At 66.7% G+C, this 15,152-nt stretch carries 15 protein-coding genes; 3 read left to right on the top strand and 12 right to left on the bottom strand.

Features of this window, described 5'->3' with window-relative positions:
• The 3 genes from ADBZ5N_RS11285 to ADBZ5N_RS11275 all read right to left on the bottom strand — a co-directional run.
• Nucleotides 1-513: thioredoxin family protein (locus ADBZ5N_RS11285; RefSeq protein WP_526257577.1), on the bottom strand; the 513-nt coding region annotated here is incomplete at its 3' end.
• On the bottom strand, nt 510-899 hold the full coding sequence (locus tag ADBZ5N_RS11280) for a DUF3817 domain-containing protein (RefSeq protein WP_526257576.1): 390 nt from the start codon (nt 897-899) through the stop codon (nt 510-512). The genes ADBZ5N_RS11285 and ADBZ5N_RS11280, both read right to left, overlap by 4 nt.
• A 72-nt stretch (nt 900-971) precedes the next feature.
• On the bottom strand, nt 972-2,153 hold the full coding sequence (locus ADBZ5N_RS11275; protein WP_526257575.1) for a thiolase family protein: 1,182 nt from the start codon (nt 2,151-2,153) through the stop codon (nt 972-974).
• 107 nt (nt 2,154-2,260) lie between these two features.
• Between ADBZ5N_RS11275 and mce the strand changes: the two genes are divergently transcribed.
• Entirely contained in the window at nt 2,261-2,728 is a 468-nt protein-coding gene (gene mce, locus ADBZ5N_RS11270) for a methylmalonyl-CoA epimerase (protein WP_526257574.1), read from the top strand.
• 28 nt (nt 2,729-2,756) lie between these two features.
• Here the strand turns inward: mce and ADBZ5N_RS11265 are convergent, their stop codons facing one another.
• Both ADBZ5N_RS11265 and nucS read right to left on the bottom strand, forming a co-directional pair.
• Nucleotides 2,757-2,993, bottom strand: a complete 237-nt coding sequence (locus tag ADBZ5N_RS11265; RefSeq protein WP_526257573.1) for an Rv1322 family protein — start codon at nt 2,991-2,993, stop codon at nt 2,757-2,759.
• Entirely contained in the window at nt 2,993-3,664 is a 672-nt protein-coding gene (gene nucS, locus ADBZ5N_RS11260) for an endonuclease NucS (RefSeq protein ID WP_526257572.1), read from the bottom strand. Before nucS ends, ADBZ5N_RS11265 begins: the two co-directional genes overlap by 1 nt.
• A gap of 47 nt (nt 3,665-3,711) precedes the next feature.
• Here nucS and ADBZ5N_RS11255 point away from each other — a divergent pair, with 47 nt between their 5' ends.
• Nucleotides 3,712-5,322 carry an adenylate/guanylate cyclase domain-containing protein gene (locus ADBZ5N_RS11255; RefSeq protein ID WP_526257571.1) on the top strand — a complete coding sequence of 537 codons (1,611 nt, stop codon included), beginning with the start codon at nt 3,712-3,714 and terminating at the stop codon, nt 5,320-5,322.
• Here the strand turns inward: ADBZ5N_RS11255 and glsA are convergent.
• The 7 genes from glsA to ADBZ5N_RS11220 all read right to left on the bottom strand — a co-directional run bounded on the left by glsA (nt 5,319) and on the right by ADBZ5N_RS11220 (nt 14,386).
• A complete protein-coding gene (gene glsA / locus ADBZ5N_RS11250; RefSeq protein ID WP_526257570.1) occupies nt 5,319-6,605 on the bottom strand; it encodes a glutaminase A in 1,287 nt (428 codons plus the stop codon). The two genes, ADBZ5N_RS11255 and glsA, sit on opposite strands and share 4 nt — an antisense overlap.
• 7 nt (nt 6,606-6,612) lie before the next feature.
• The gene (locus ADBZ5N_RS11245) at nt 6,613-7,446 is read right to left on the bottom strand and encodes an SDR family NAD(P)-dependent oxidoreductase (RefSeq protein WP_526257569.1); all 834 of its coding nucleotides are present in this window, start codon (nt 7,444-7,446) and stop codon (nt 6,613-6,615) included.
• 4 nt (nt 7,447-7,450) lie between these two features.
• On the bottom strand, nt 7,451-8,620 hold the full coding sequence (locus ADBZ5N_RS11240) for a hypothetical protein (RefSeq protein WP_526257568.1): 1,170 nt from the start codon (nt 8,618-8,620) through the stop codon (nt 7,451-7,453).
• Complete coding sequence (locus ADBZ5N_RS11235; RefSeq protein WP_526257567.1) at nt 8,544-10,469, bottom strand: acyl-CoA dehydrogenase family protein; 1,926 nt, start codon at nt 10,467-10,469, stop codon at nt 8,544-8,546. The genes ADBZ5N_RS11240 and ADBZ5N_RS11235 overlap by 77 nt, the downstream gene beginning before the upstream one ends.
• A 52-nt stretch (nt 10,470-10,521) precedes the next feature.
• Nucleotides 10,522-11,757: a cytochrome P450 gene (locus tag ADBZ5N_RS11230; RefSeq protein ID WP_526257566.1), complete on the bottom strand. Its 1,236-nt coding sequence runs from the start codon at nt 11,755-11,757 to the stop codon at nt 10,522-10,524.
• Nucleotides 11,758-11,847: 90 nt separating this feature from the next.
• A complete protein-coding gene (locus ADBZ5N_RS11225; protein ID WP_526257565.1) occupies nt 11,848-13,668 on the bottom strand; it encodes a peroxidase family protein in 1,821 nt (606 codons plus the stop codon).
• Nucleotides 13,669-13,738: 70 nt separating this feature from the next.
• The gene (locus ADBZ5N_RS11220; RefSeq protein ID WP_526257564.1) at nt 13,739-14,386 is read right to left on the bottom strand and encodes a hypothetical protein; all 648 of its coding nucleotides are present in this window, start codon (nt 14,384-14,386) and stop codon (nt 13,739-13,741) included.
• A gap of 170 nt (nt 14,387-14,556) precedes the next feature.
• Between ADBZ5N_RS11220 and ADBZ5N_RS11215 the strand changes: the two genes are divergently transcribed.
• Nucleotides 14,557-15,093, top strand: a complete 537-nt coding sequence (locus tag ADBZ5N_RS11215; RefSeq protein ID WP_526257563.1) for a methylated-DNA--[protein]-cysteine S-methyltransferase — start codon at nt 14,557-14,559, stop codon at nt 15,091-15,093.
• The last annotated feature ends 59 nt before the right edge of the window (nt 15,094-15,152 follow it).

Genomic DNA, 15,152 nt, shown 5'->3' with positions numbered 1-15,152 from the left:
TTTGTCCCGGGCATCGGCCTGCGCGGGTTCCACCTGCTGCTGGGTGGCGCCGGCGCCGGCGCCGGCCAGCTTTCCCGCGGTCGCCGACAGCAGCGAGTCGATCCACCGCCGCAACTGGTCGGGCGGTTGCGGACCTTCGAAGCTGGCCAGCGGCTGCCCGCCGGCCAGTGCCACGACGGTGGGTACCGCCTCCACACCGAACATGGCTCCCACCCTCGGTGCCGCGTCGACGTTCACGGTCGCCAACGACCATTTGCCGTCGTCAGCGGTCGCCAGGGCGCCCAGGCCGTCGAGCAGTTTGAGGCAGGCCTGGCTGCGGGGCGACCAGAGCACGACGACGACCGGGACCTCGCCGGAGCGCACCAGCACTTCGGCTTCGAAGTTGGCCTCGGTGATCTCGACGCCGGCAGCCGACCCACCGGCCGCCGTTGTGGACTGGGCGCGCTGCTTGAGCGAAGACAGATCAACCGCGCCGGCCATCACCGGCGCCACTCGGGGGCGGGGACTACTCACGGGGATAAGTCTGGCACGGCCGAACCCGACCGTGCCCGCTGCGGTGCCGCCGCCGGGGCGGTGAGCCACCCCCGCCGGTCCGCCGCTATGACGAACATCACAGTGCCCAGCGGCACGATGCTCGCCAGCAAAGCCAACAGCCATGTCCCGGGACGCCAGTGGTAGGCCAGACCGGCCAGCAGTGCGGTCACCAGGAATGCGACGAACAGCAGGCCGTGCGGCATGCCGAAGATCTTGACGCCGACCTCGGTGCGGGGGCTGCCCAGGTACTTGAAGTACATGCCCACCAGCAGGCCGATCCAGCTGACCGCCTCGGCGAGCGCGACGATGCGGAACCGCCCAGCCGGACTACGGACGTCGAACTCACGCTTGAGCAGTTCAGCCATGGGCCCATTGTGCCGAGGCCACCGGCCAGCTACTACCGTCCGTCGTACTGAGACATCGGATGCGGTGAGCTATCAGGTGCGCCGAAGTATCAGCGCGTCGCCCTGACCGCCGGCCCCGCACAACCCGGCCGCGGCATAGCCGCCGCCGCGGCGGAGAAGTTCCAGTGCTGCGTGCAGGGTGATGCGCGCCCCCGACATCCCGATGGGGTGGCCCATGGCGATCGCCCCGCCGTTGCGGTTGATCTTCTCCGGGTCGATGCCGAGCTCGCGGGTCGAGGCCAGCGCGACGGCCGCGAACGCCTCGTTGATCTCCACGACGTCGAGTTGGTCGACGCTGATGCCTTCCCGTTGGGCGGCCTTGCGGATAGCGTTGGCCGGCTGGGACTGCAGGGTCGAGTCCGGGCCGGCGACCACCCCGTGGGCGCCGATCTCGCAGAGCCAGTCCAGTCCGAGCGCGTGCGCCTTCTCCTTATTCATCACCACGACCGCGCATCCGCCGTCGGAGATCTGCGACGCCGAACCGGCGGTGATGGTGCCGTCGTTGCGAAACGCCGGCCGCAGCCCGGCCAGTGACTCGGCGGTGGTGGCGGCGCGGATGCCCTCATCCTCGCCGAATTCGACTGCGTCACCCTTGCGCTGCGGGATCGACACCGGCACAACCTCATCGGCGAAGACGCCGTCCTTCCACGCGGCGGCGGCCTTCTGGTGTGACCCTGCCGCGAACTCGTCCTGCTCCAGGCGGGTGAACTTATCGGCGTCGTTGCGTTGCTCGGTCAGTGCCCCCATCGGCTGATCGGTGAAAACGTCGTGCAGGCCGTCGTAGGCCATGTGGTCGAGAACGGTCACGTCGCCGTACTTGTAACCGGCGCGGCTGTCCATCAGCAGGTGCGGGGCCTTGGTCATCGACTCCTGACCGCCGGCCACCACGACGTCGAACTCGCCGGCCCGGATGAGTTGGTCGGCCAGGGCGATGGAGTCGATCCCGGACAGACACATCTTGTTGATGGTCAGCGCCGGCACATCCCAGCCGATGCCGGCGGCCACGGCCGCCTGGCGAGCCGGCATCTGGCCCGCGCCGGCGGTCAGCACCTGACCCATGATCACGTAGTCCACCAGCGACGCCGGAACCTGTGCCTTCTCCAGAGCCGCCTTGATCGCGAGGGCGCCCAGGTCAGCGCCGGAAAAGTCCTTCAGCGAGCCCATCAGCCGCCCGATGGGCGTCCGCGCTCCGGCAACGATCACCGACGTCGTCATTTCTGCCTCCTCAGGCTTCGACCAGCGTCCGGGCAGCGAGTGTGATCCAGACCACGAACAATCGGCTGACCTGACCAACCACCCGGTTGAGAGGTTACCGTGATGTCATGACCACCGAGCACGTCGACGCCCGCCCGGTCCTGGCGAGCGCTCTGGTAACCGGCATCGACCACGTCGGCATCGCGGTGCCCGATCTGGACGCAGCCATCACGTGGTACCACGACCATCTCGGCATGATCGTGGTGCACGAGGAGACCAACGACGAGCAGGGCGTGCGGGAGGCCATGCTGGCCGTTCGCGGCGCCCCCCAGGGCAGCGTTCAGGTGCAACTGATGGCGCCCCTGGACGACAACTGCACCATCGCCAAGTTCATCGGCAAGAGCGGGCCCGGCTTGCAGCAACTGGCCTACCGGGTCAGTGATCTTGACGCCCTCTCCGAGCGACTGCGGGCAGCCGGTGTGCGGTTGCTCTACGACGCCCCCCGCCGCGGCACCGCGAACTCCCGGATCAACTTCATCCACCCCAAGGACGCCGGCGGCGTACTGGTGGAGTTGGTGGAACCGGCCGGGCACTGAGAGCCAGCGCCTATTGCGGCTGCCGCCGCTAGGACCACCTGCGGGTCGGGCCTCGGTTGGCCCGGTTCTTCCAGCACGGGGTATGCCAGTGCCGCCGGTCCTGTCCATCTGCATCCTCAACCCGCCACACCGCCACATGGGCTGTGCCGGAAGGGATCTCGTGGTCGCATCCCGGGCATCGATACGTCTTGAGAGCCCGCGCCCCCGGAATCTGAACCACTTCACAGTCGTGGCCGTCCGGCCCGGACTCGATCCGGCGGAACATCAGAACAACCGGAACTCGTCGTTGTCCATACCCCGCATCGAGTCGTAATCCAGAGTGAGACACCGGATACCGCGGTCCTGCGCCAGGGTGCGCGCCTGCGGCTTGATCTGCTGCGCCGCGAAGACGCCGGCCACCGGCGCCAGCAGCGGATCCCGGTTGAGCAACTCCAGATAGCGGGTCAACTGCTCCACCCCGTCGATATCACCGCGCCGTTTGATCTCCACGGCCACCGAACGCCCCTGCTCGTCGCGGCAGAGGATGTCCACCGGCCCGATCGCGGTCATGTACTCGCGGCGCACAAGGGTGTAACCCTGCCCCAGCAGTTCGATGTGCTCGGCGAGCAACTCCTGCAGGTGCGCCTCCACACCATCCTTGACCAGCCCCGGGTCGATGCCCAACTCGTGGCTGGAGTCGTGCTCGATCTCGGAGATGGTGATGCGCAACTGTTCGCCGGCCTTGTTCTCCACCACCCACACCGACAACTGCTCGTCGGTGGTCTCGGTGAGCCAGCACGGCGGGCTCATCCAGTTCAGCGGTTTGTAGGCGCGGTCATCGGCGTGGATGCTGACCGAACCGTCGGCTTTGACCAGCAGCAGGCGCCGCGCTGATGGCAGGTGGGCGGTGAGCCGGCCGAGATAGTCCACGGTGCACTGGGCGATCACGAGTCGCACCGGATCAGCTTAGGGGTCCGGCGTGAGAGAACTAGGCTGACGCCACGATGAAGACGAGCGTGGCGCAGCGGCTGGGCCGCGTTCTGGAGCGGGTCACCCGGCAGAGCGACCGCGTATCCCCGACACCGGCCTACGGGTCGCTGCTGCTGGGCCGTCCGACCGAAGCCCCGGCGCGGCGACGAATTCGCATCCAGACCATCCTCACCGTCGCCATGTTCGCGGTGAACCTGATCGGATTCGCAGTCGCTCTGCTCTTGGTGGCGGTGGCGTTCCCGGTTCCCAGCATGTTCACCGACGTCCCGTTCTGGCTGCCGGCGATCGTGCTACCGACCTACATGGCGCTGGCGCTGGCCATCGGAACCTGGTGGATCACCACCCGGACGGTCAACGACCTGCGGTGGTCCATCGAGAATCGGCCACCGGAGCGCACCGACCAGCGCAACGCGTTCCTCACCCCGTGGCGGATCGCCCTGGTTCACCTGTGGCTGTGGGGGGTGGGCGCGGTCCTGCTCACCGCCCTCTACGGCCGCTACAACACCGACTTCATCCCGCGGATATCGCTGGCCATGACGTTCTGCGGGGTGCTGGTCGCCACCGGCTCCTACCTGTTCGCCGAGTTCGCGCTGCGGCCGGTCGCCGCGCAGGCGCTGGCAGCCGGGGAGCCGCCGCGGCGGCTAGCGCCGGGAATCATGGGGCGCACCATGACCATCTGGATGGCCGCTTCGGGTCTGCCGCTGATCGGCATCGGTCTGGTAGGGATGTTCTCGCTCATCCTGGACAACCTCAGCCAGACGCAACTGGAAGTCGCCATTCTGATCACCTCAGCGGCGGCCTTCGTCTTCGGCTTCATCCTGATGTTGATCCAGGCCTGGCTCACCGCCACCCCGGTGCGGATGGTGCGCGAGGCACTCAAGCGGGTTGAGGACGGTGACCTGGACGCCAAGGTGGTGGTGTTCGACGGCACCGAACTCGGGGAATTGCAGCGCGGTTTCAACACCATGGTCGATGGTCTGCGCGAACGTGAGCGGGTGCGGGACCTGTTCGGGCGCCACGTCGGCCGCGAGGTCGCCGCTGCCGCCGAGCAACAGCAACTGCCCCGCCTCGGCGGCGAAGAACGTCACGTCGCGGTGTTGTTCATCGACATCGTCGGATCCACCAAACTGGTCACCAGTCGCCCGCCCATAGAGGTCGTCGAACTGCTCAACCGGTTCTTCGCCGTCATCGTCGAGGAGGTCGACCGCAACCGTGGCCTGGTGAACAAGTTCGAGGGCGACGCCGCCCTGGCCGTCTTCGGCGCACCGGTCGCCCTGGACAGCCCCGAGACCGACGTCCTGTGCGCCACCCGAACCATCGCCCGGCGGCTTCGTCTGGAAGTGCCGGAGTGCCCGGCCCGGATCGGGGTGGCCTCCGGCGAGGTGGTCGCCGGAAACGTCGGCGCCCGTGAGCGTTTCGAGTACACGGTGATCGGCGAACCGGTCAACGAGGCCGCCAGGCTGGCCGAGTTGGCCCGGTCCGAACCGAGTCGCGCACTGGCCTCAGCGGCCACCATCGCCGCCGCCTCCGAGCGCGAGCGACGATTCTGGCGCCTCGGCAAACCGGTAAAGTTACGCGGGTACGACGAGCGTGTGCAGATCGCCGCTCTGATCGGTGGTGATTAACCGAGCGGGCCGACGGCCAGCCAGTCCCGGGCCGCAGCGACCGCAGCGTCAAGGGTGCCGAACACCACATCGTCAAAACCGCGGTCCGGGCGGATCACCGCGGCGTCGGGGTCGACCAGAAGGCCTTTCTTGCCGGCCGCGTCGAGCGTGGTGCTCATGCTGGCCAGCAGCGCCCGGGCCGGGTCGTTGATGGTGTCAACGCGGGTGACATCGAGGATCGCCACCGAGAACTCGCCACTGTCGCGGTCGATGAAGCGCAGCACCCGCTCGGCACCGGCGAACATCAGGTCGCCGTGCATCTCGTAGACGCGCACGCGATCGCAGGCCTCGTAGACGGCGCGGATGGTGGCGCGCGACTCCCGGCTGACGGTCAGGAAGTGCAGGCCCAGCCGCTCCGAGAGCGCCCGGCACACCAGCACGCCGCGCACGCTGTTGCCGCGGGAGTCCAGCAACGGCGAGTAGACCCCGATACCGAGTTGGCCCGGCAGCACCGCGGCGATCCCGCCACCGACTCCGCTCTTGGCCGGCATCCCGACCGCGCTGACCCAGTCCCCGGCACCGTTGTACATTCCGCAGGTCACCATCACGCTCAGAGTGCGCCTCACCACCTCGGCGCTGGTGACCCGCCGGCCGGTCTGCGGATTGATACCCCCGCGTGCCAGGGTGGCGGCCATCCGGGCCAGATCGACGCTGGTGACCCGCAACGAGCACTGCCGGAAGTAGACGTCCAGAACGTCGTCGGGCTCGTCAAGCACACCAAAGCTGGTCAGCATGTAGGCGATCGCCCGGTTGCGGTCTCCGGTCGCCTTCTCCGAACGGTAGACGTCCTCATCGAGTTCCAGGGCGCGGCCCGCGCAGGCGGAGTAGAAGTCCTGGATCCTGCTGAACCGCTCATCGGCACTGTCGCCAGGAATCAGGGACACCGCCGCGATGGCGCCGGCGTTGATCATCGCGTTCTTCGGCGTCTTGGTATCCGGGTCGACGCTGATCTCGTTGAAGGCGTCACCGGACGGCTCGACACCGATCTTGGCGTCCACCTGCTGCTGTCCGGCGAGGTCGAGGGCGAGCGCGTAGGTGAACGGCTTGGAGATGGATTGGATGGTGAATTCAGTTCGGGCGTCGCCGGATTCGTACAGAAATCCATCGGCCGAGGACAGCGTCAGCCCCAAGCTGGTCGGGTCGACCTGAGTCAGTTCGGGGATGTAGTCGGCCAGCGCACCATCGGCCACCGGGGCGAACTCGGCCACCAGCCGGTCGAGGTAGTGCTGAACCAAGCCGGCCATCGGCGAATCACCGGTCGGCTGCGGCGTCGCGCCGGATCCGCTCGTCGTAGGTCGACCTGGCAGCGGTGTCCAAGGTACGCAACACCCGCTGCCGGGTCAGCCGGCCCCGGATGGCACCGAGCATCCGATCGGGCAGCAGCGCGGCGGCGGCCTCGTAGCTGCGCATCCACCCCGGCACCGCGACGATCGCGGTGCGGTCCTGGCAGGTCTGCACGATCGCCCGGGCGATGTCGTCGGGATCGACGGTGGGAAGCATGCCGCCCAGCTTGACCCCCGACACCAGGTCGGTGCGCACCGCTGAGGGCAGCACCGCGGTGACGGTGACCCCGGTGCCGGCCAATTCATCGCGCAGTGCCTCGCTGAAGCCGACCACCGCATGTTTACTGGCGCAGTAGGTGGCCAGCCCGGCTGCGGGCACCTGACCCAGGTAGGACGCGACGTTGACGATGTGCCCTGATCGGCGTTCCAGCATTGCCGGCAGGGCCAGCTTCGTGCCGCGCAGCACGCCGTTGACGTTGATGTCCATGATCGCGTCGGTGACGGCGTCCTGTTCGTCGACGAACCGGCCGGCGGGCATGATGCCGGCGTTGTTGACCAGTACCTGCAGCGGCGCATCGACGGCGGCCAGGAAGTCGGCGAACGACTCGCGGGAGCGGACATCCAGGGCCGTGCCGAAGCAGCCGAGTTGGTCGGCCGCCGTCTTGGCCAGTTCGGCGTCGAGGTCGCCGATGAACACGCGGGCGCCCTGGGCGACGAAGGCCTTCGCGGTGGCATATCCGATGCCGCGCGCGGCCCCGGTGACGGCGACGGCCGCCCCCGGCAAGACGATGGGGTCGGGCACGGTGTCAGTCGCCTCCTGCTCGGGCCCGCATCATCGGGCATCCCTGGATCGGGCGTTCGACCACCGGCATCATCGCCTGCTTGGCTGCCCGACGCCGGGCCAGGACCTCCATGTCGAGCGAGTACATCTCGGGGTCCCACCGGCCGTCGACGAAGAGCGCCGCCATCCGTTGCGCACGCGCGGCGCAGGAGGCGTACAGATTGCGCAGGAGTCCCGGTTTGTGAAGGGCATTGGGGACGAACCCGCTGAAGTGCACGGCCCCGTCGGCGTAGACGTAGCTACCCAGGCCGTAGCCACTCTGCTCGCGGGTGAGGGTGGCCGCATTGAGTGACAGCGCCAGTTCGATGCCCTCGGACTCCGAGTCGGCTGAAACCGGAAAGCCTTGCAGCACAAGAAGGCCGCCTCCGTAGAGTGGATGCGGCTGATCGCCCGCGATGCGGCAGGCCGAGGTCTGGTCGCCGAACGGGAACTCCGCGGTCAGAACCTGCCCGGCGACATCGGCTACACCCGGGTTCGAAAGCGCTGCAGCGTCGTGGAATTCGGCCTCGGGCCAGGCGCACGGCTCATCGCCGGATCCGGCCAACACCGATGCGGCGAAGGACATCTGGGCGGGCTCCGACCGCCGTCCGCTCTCCGGGTGCTCGCTGGTGGCGGGCCGGGCTCCGACCGCGTCGGCCAGCACCGGCGCCAGAAGTCGGGCCTCGGCCAACTGCATCACTGCGGCGGCCCCCAACAGATGCCGCATCCAGTCCCCGTTGTCATCGGTGACCCGGACCATCGACCACAGGTCGGCCATCCGCGCCTCGACGTCATAGACCGGACCGGCCATCGCGGCGCACCGCATCGGCAGTCCGCTGATCTCGTCCAGCGCCGCCGGGTTGAGGTCCAATTCGCGCAGGAACTCGGTTCGTACGCACAGCAAGTATCCGGTCTCGCCGCTGGGGCCGGTCTCCTCCCCGAGGAACTCGACGGTCTGGGCGTAATCGTCGGCCCACCAGGTGAATCCGGTGGGCAGCCGATACGACCACTCCTCGTCGATGCGAAGGTGCTCGCTGTAGAGCCAGTCGATGATCTCCTCGGCGATGTTCATCGGGCCGTCACGCTCCGGGAGTGGGTAGCCGTTCAGGATGCAGCATTTCGGCATCCCGGAGTTGTTCGGGAATGCCGAACGCATCGACGAGGGTCTGCGCGTGGGGGCGCAGGGTGCGGCAACGTTCGTTGATCCCTCGGGTGACCGCTTTGGCCCGCTCGGCGGACAGCAGGCGGTGCTCCATGAACCAGGCCTTGTCCGCCTCGATCACGGTCAGCGCGTAGAGATCGCAGAGCATCTCGAGGAGCCGGCGGGCCTCCGGGTCCTCACAGCGGTCGATACCGGCGACGAAAGCCTCCAGCACCGTGCGGTCGACGTGAGCCCGGGCGGTGTGCATCACATGGTCCTGGGCAACGTTGAAGGCATCGAAGGCCGACATCTTCTTGGAGTTGCGTTGCAACCGGCGCGCCAACGAGGACAGCAGATACTCCTCGCGGTCCTGGAACATCTTGGCCTGGGTGCCGCGGTTGAACAGGCTGCCCTCTTCCTCGTTGTCCTGCCGGGTGTCCAGAATCGTCTGCATGATGGTCTCTGCTGCGGTTCGTTTCGCGACCCGCCCGCCGGCGTAGTTCGCGGCGAAGCGGACCCATTCGACCGGGCTCATGCTCTTGATGTCGTCGTTGTACTCGGTGAGCAGGTGCTTGGCGACCAGTTGCAGCAGCACGTGGTTGTCACCCTCGAACGTGGTGAACACGTCGGTGTCGGCACGCAATTCGACCAACCGGTTCTCGGCGAGGTAGCCGGCACCGCCGCAGGCTTCCCGGGCCTCCTGGATCGCCGCGCTGGCGTGCCAGGTGCTGATCGCCTTGAGTCCGGCCGCCCGCGTCTCGACATCCCGCTGCTCCTCCAGGTCGAGGACCTCGGCGGTCTGCTGGTCGTGCATGGCGGAGACGAGTTCGTTCTGGGCGAACTGCAGCGCGTAGGAATGGGCAAGGTGCGGCAGCAGCCGGCGCTGGTGCACCAGGTAGTCCATGATCGGCACTTCCCGGTCCTCGCCTGCGGCCTTGAACTGCTTGCGCTGCAATGCGTAGCGCACCGCGATGTCCAAGGCCACCCGGGCCGCCTGCGCGGCACTGCCACCCACCGTGATCCGGCCACGGACCAGGGTTCCCAGCATGGTGAAGAAACGGCGATTCGAATTCTCGATCTCCGAGCAGTAAGTGCCGTCGGGCTCGACGTCGGCGAATCGGTTGAGCAGGTTCTCCCTGGGAACCCGGACGTGGTCGAACATGATCCGGCCGTTGTCGACACCGGGCAGGCCGCCCTTGTAGTCGCAGTCCCACGTCCTGACCCCGGGCAGGTCGTGGCCGTCGGCATCACGGATCGGCACCACGATGCAGTGCACGCCGTGGTTCTGGCCCTTGGTGATCAACTGCGCGAAGACCGCTGCCACCGTGGCGCTTTCGGCTGCTCCCCCGATGTAGTCCTTGCGGGAGGATGGCGTCGGGGAGTTGATAACGAACTCTTCGGCGTCGGGGTCATAGGTGGCGGTGGTCTCCAGGTTCTGGACATCGCTACCGTGGCCGGTCTCGGTCATCGCGAAGCAGCCCAGCAGATCCAGGGTGATCAACGGCCGGACATAGCGCTCATGATGGGGCTCGGTACCCAGGTTCTCGACAGCCCCGCCGAACAGTCCCCACAGCACGCCGGCCTTGACCATCAGGGACAGATCCGACATCGCCAGCATCTCGATCTTGGTGACCGCCGCCCCGGCGTCACCGGTGCCGCCGCGTTCCTTGTGGAAGCCGTCCTCGGCCTGCCCCGCCCCTGCGATGATCTTCAGCTGGGCATTGACCCGGGCCCGGGCGACCTCTTTGGTCGGGGTGAAGTGCGGCCGGAAGATCTCCAGCGACAGCTTCTCCCGGATCATCGTCTTGGTGTCGCGCCAGCGGCCGTCGAGCGCCCGCTGCAGATGCTCACTTGTGGTGTTCATAGGTTCGTTGATAACCCCCGGGTGCGGCTGCGCGAGAGACTTGTCGGGCCGGTCACAGTGCCGAGCCGGCATGCACGGTCAGCCCGTACAGGTCGACGGCATGCGGCAACGGTTTGCCCGGGTCCAATCGAACGCCGCGGGCCGACAACGGACCGGCGTTGAGCAGGTTGGCCATCACCGCCTGGCCGAGGAACACCGAGATGCCACCGCCCGGGCAGTTCTGCGGCCCGTGGCTGAAGAAGTTGAACGACCAGTCCTGCCCGGCGCTGCCGCTGACCCACTCACCTGGTGAGAATCGGTCGGCATACGGGATCCGGGCACGGTTGCGGTGGTTGAAGACGTTGTAGATCAGCGCCTGCCGACCCTCGGGGAGCACTGCCCCGCTGGGGAATTCGACATCGCGGTGGGCCACCTTGACCAAAAGACCCACCGTCGGCCAGAGCCGCATCGCCTCCAGCAGGCATCCACCCAGGTAATCCAGGGATGCGACGCCCGCCGCGGTGGTGAGGTCGGCTCGGGAAACCTCGAGGCGGGCCTCCCGTTGCTGCTCGGGGTGGGTGGCCAACGCGGCGAGGGCACGCAGCACGTTGGCTGCCAGGTTCGCCTTGAGCGCGAACATCCAGTGGACCATCTGCCCGGCCGCCCCCCCGGGCGGGGTCGGGGCGGCCGTGACCTGCGCGGCCAGACTGCCCGGTTCGGCCTTGTCGATGTAGCGCTGGATGGCAGCGATGAACTCCGGGTATTGCGGCCCGGGCTCGCCCGGCATCTTGTTGCCTTGGGCCATCAGCTCACCGAGGAGATCGGTGATGCGCGTATCGTCACCGGCACTGTTGCCCAGGATGACCCGGCGGATCACCCGCAGGAACGCGCGGTCGATGTCCGCCCACTGGATCGGTGTTCCGGCCAGTTCGCGGGCGGCGTCCGCGCAGATGCCGGTCCACGACTCCGCCAACCGGTGTACCGGCCGGTCGGGCTCCAGTACCGCGTCGGCGAACTGCCGACGCTGCGCCCACAGGTCGCCACGCGAGATCGTCAGGGCATCGGGCTGGAAGGCGGCCATGCCTTTGACTTTCGGCTCCGGATCGGAGGCGAAGGGATCCGGCGATCCCCCCAACACGAACTTCAGATCGTCTGGGTGGGTGACGAGCAGGGACTCATCCTTGGCCACGCGGACATAGAAGGGTCCGGGCCCGTACTTCTTGACCAGGCCGTCGACCAACTCAAAGCCCAAGTGGTCAGTACCCAACCGGGACGCGATCTTGACCGGTAACTCCCGCTTGCTGAACAACCCCTGAATGATGTTCGGGGCGCCGATCTGCGCGGTGAACCTTATGCCTTCTAGAGCTGAAGCGTGTGGAAAGTCCTGTGCCACAGTCCTTTAGCCCCAGGGCAGGTAGGCGCGAACCGTGTCAGCGAGCTGCACGATCCGATTCGGCTTGTCCGGGGCCGGCGCGCCCAGCTTGGGCCACGGCGCGAAGACCCGGTCAACGTTCTCCAGCACCGGTTGCAACTCGGGGTAGTGCCGCATCAGCACGTCCTTCATCCCGTTGTCGTTCACCCAGTCGAACCCGACCTGGGTGTACGTCTCGGGACGGAAGTCAGTGGTGAAGAAGCGGTCGCTCTTGAGGCGGCGCGACGCCATCAGGATGAAGATCCGGAAGGCGGTGTCGGAGAACCCGAAGCCCTTCGGGGGCTGCTCGGCCTGCATGCCGATCTGCACGTCGACCATGTCGACGTTCCCGTTGTATATCTCGTTGATCTCCCGCGCCCACTCCTTGTTCGGGGTGATCTCGTCGATGCTCTTGCGGCGCGGCATGCGCAGCATCTCGCGGAAGTCGTTGTACCGCGGCACCCCGCGCTCGCGGTCGCGAACAAGGTCGAGCGTGGCCAGGTCGGTGATCTGGCCGTCGATGCGCTCCAACTGGCGGAGTGCGGCCGGGTAGTTGTGCAGGCACACAGCCCCGGCGCTGCCCAGCCCCATCGAGTACCACAGGTCGCTCATCTCCAAGCTGTGCATGAAGTCGCGCGTGTACTTGCCCTGGATCTCGGTGAAGGTCTTGTTGAACAGATGCTCGCCGGACGCCAGCGAGAAGAAGTTCCAGTCGTCCGCGATCAGCGGGTGCAACCGGTAGACGGTGACGAACTCCTCGGTCAGCGAGAACGGCGCGCTGTGGTGGTCCTTGGGGGATCCGACGATTCCGGACAGCACCTCGCCGTCACCGACCCGCCCGATCTTCTCCTTGAAGGTCTCCCCGAGGGCGCCGTACCAGTTGGCGTCCATGCTGATCTGCAGCGCCGGGTGACGCAGGATGCACGGCGTCCATTCGACGGTGTGGATCTTGGCCATCAGCGCGGAGACCACCAGCACCGCGGTCTCGTAGAGCCGCTGGTCGTCCATGCTGGGGTAGGCCTTCTTCAGGGCGTCACACACCGCGTTGTGCTCGCGCGCGAAGAGCGTGTGCAGCAGGCCGACCCCGGCCCAGTAGTTCTCCTCGAAACCGGTCAGGTCGATGCCGACCGTTTCGACGCTGGCGGCCAGCCGTCCGTTCTCCTGGACCTTGACCTTGCCGTCTGTGAACGTGCGTACCTGGTTCTGCTTGTCTTGGCCCGTGCCGTAGATCTGGGAACCGTCCCACCAGTGGGTCTCGGCGTTGGCGAACGCAGGCGCCGGCTCTCCATCGATGATCTCCCGGCCGTTCATCGGGATGGTCCGCCGGATCCGCATGGGGTTTTCCGGGAAGTTGTCTCCCTCACGAAGCGGGATGTCGATCGTCTTGTCCGCTTCCCCGTTGCCGTGGAAGAACCAGTTGTGGTTCTCGAACTGGATCCATGCCGCGGCGAACGAGTTGATGATGCCGGCCGGCTTGAACGAGTCTCGCGCCAGCAATTTGCGGCTGATGACCCGCGGATCGGGGTCGAGCAGCTTCTTGGTGTGGGTGATGGTCTTTTCCAGGGGGGCGTTGCGCCCGAACCCCGTCCCCGCTGCTCCCATCCAGGGATCTGCGAGGTCGTTGAACGTGCCATCGGCCGTCCGCGCCCGCTTGGCCTGCTCACTGGGTTCCCCGAGATCGTCCTTGGGCCGGATGTCATGAGCCTCGAAGAGGTTCTTCTCCCGCAGATCGTCTCGAAGCTTCGACAGAGCCCGAATCTGCAGAATCAGTGAAGGCTGCTCGTACCACTGCTTATCGCTCAGAATCATGACTGCCCCTCCTGTGGCCTAGGTAACGCTGCTTTTTTGTTGTCGAAGTTGGCGGTGTTTCGGCGGCGCTTCAGCGCGGGGTGCGAAGTGCGAAGTAGCCGAGCTTGAAGTAGTCCGAGCCGGTGTTGTACAGGATCTTTCCGAGGTAGACGCCGGGCACCAGCTCGACGAGTTCATCTCGGATCTTGCGGATGACCAGCTTCGGGTTCTTCTCGATGTCGGCGTAGTCGATCACCATGACGTCGACGTCGGGATCCTCCTTGCCCGCCTCGATGTAGGTCTCGAAGTCGAAGGCCAGCTTGCCGTCGGTGTGGTCGCGCATCGAGTACAGCGGCCACAGCAGCTTTCCGACGACGCCCGTGCTGCGGGTCAGGCGGTTGTCGCCGGTTGCCGCTTCTTTGTCGAAGCGCTTGCCCTGCCACGGCATCCACAGCGACGTGATCGCCCGAACCACGACGTCGAATTTCGGGTTCGTGGTGGTCATCACCAGCATGCCCTCGGTCGCGCCGTGCAGGTCGGACGGAGCTTTGCCGAGCCGGAACAGTTCATTGAGGTCGGAATCGGCCGACGCCGCGTCGGTGCTGGCCCGCTTCGACAGTTCGTCGATCCAGGCCCAGGTTGAGTCGGCGGCACCCTCGGGATGGGTCTTCACCGAGTCCCGAAGCCATTCGAGTTTGCTGACCACGCCGTCGGCCACTGTATCGCGTTCGTTCGCCATCCAATTCCTCCTAAGTAGCCCGCAGGAGCCTGCGCCCACACGCGTCGATGCGAGATGAATCCTATGCGGAAACCGGTTGTTCCGAAGCATTATCACCGGAAGGCGGTCGGGTCATCGGACCGGGGTGCGGTCGCGCGGGCCGGACATGCCGACTGTGGGAGCATCAACCGATGGCTTCGAAGGACGACCGGTCGCACGACCGGTTTCACTACCGCACGATCGACAGTCCCATCGGACCGCTGACGTTGGTTGGGCGGGGTCCGACGTTGACGAACCTGCGGATGGCCGAGCAGAGTCACGAACCGGACCGTTCCAGCTGGCAGTCGGCAGAAGCCGGCGCGTTCGACTCTGTCGTAGCGCAGCTCGACGCGTACTTCGCCGGCGACCTCAACAGCTTCGACGTCGCCGTGGAACTGACCGGGACATCCTTCCAGCGCAGGGTCTGGGCTGCCCTGCAGACAATTGCCTACGGTGAGACCCGCACATACGGACAGGTCGCCGAGCAGATCGGCGCACCGGGGGCCGCCCGCGCTGTCGGCCTGGCCATCGGGCGCAATCCGGTGAGCATCATTGTTCCCTGCCATCGGGTGATCGGGTCCTCAGGAAGGCTTACCGGATACGCAGCCGGATTGGATCGAAAGAGAACATTGCTCGCCCTGGAAAAAGGCGAAAAAGAAATGCGGGTGCACGAAAAGTGCAAAGTCTGATTTTGGGTTAGTGGAATGCCCCCCGATTGCTCGGGGGGCATTCCGTGGTGTGTGTTCGG

Source organism: Mycobacterium sp., from assembly GCF_044370595.1.
In the GTDB taxonomy this organism is placed as follows: domain Bacteria; phylum Actinomycetota; class Actinomycetes; order Mycobacteriales; family Mycobacteriaceae; genus Mycobacterium.
Note: the sequence above shows the minus strand (reverse complement) of the source record. Positions and strands in the feature narration are given on the sequence as shown.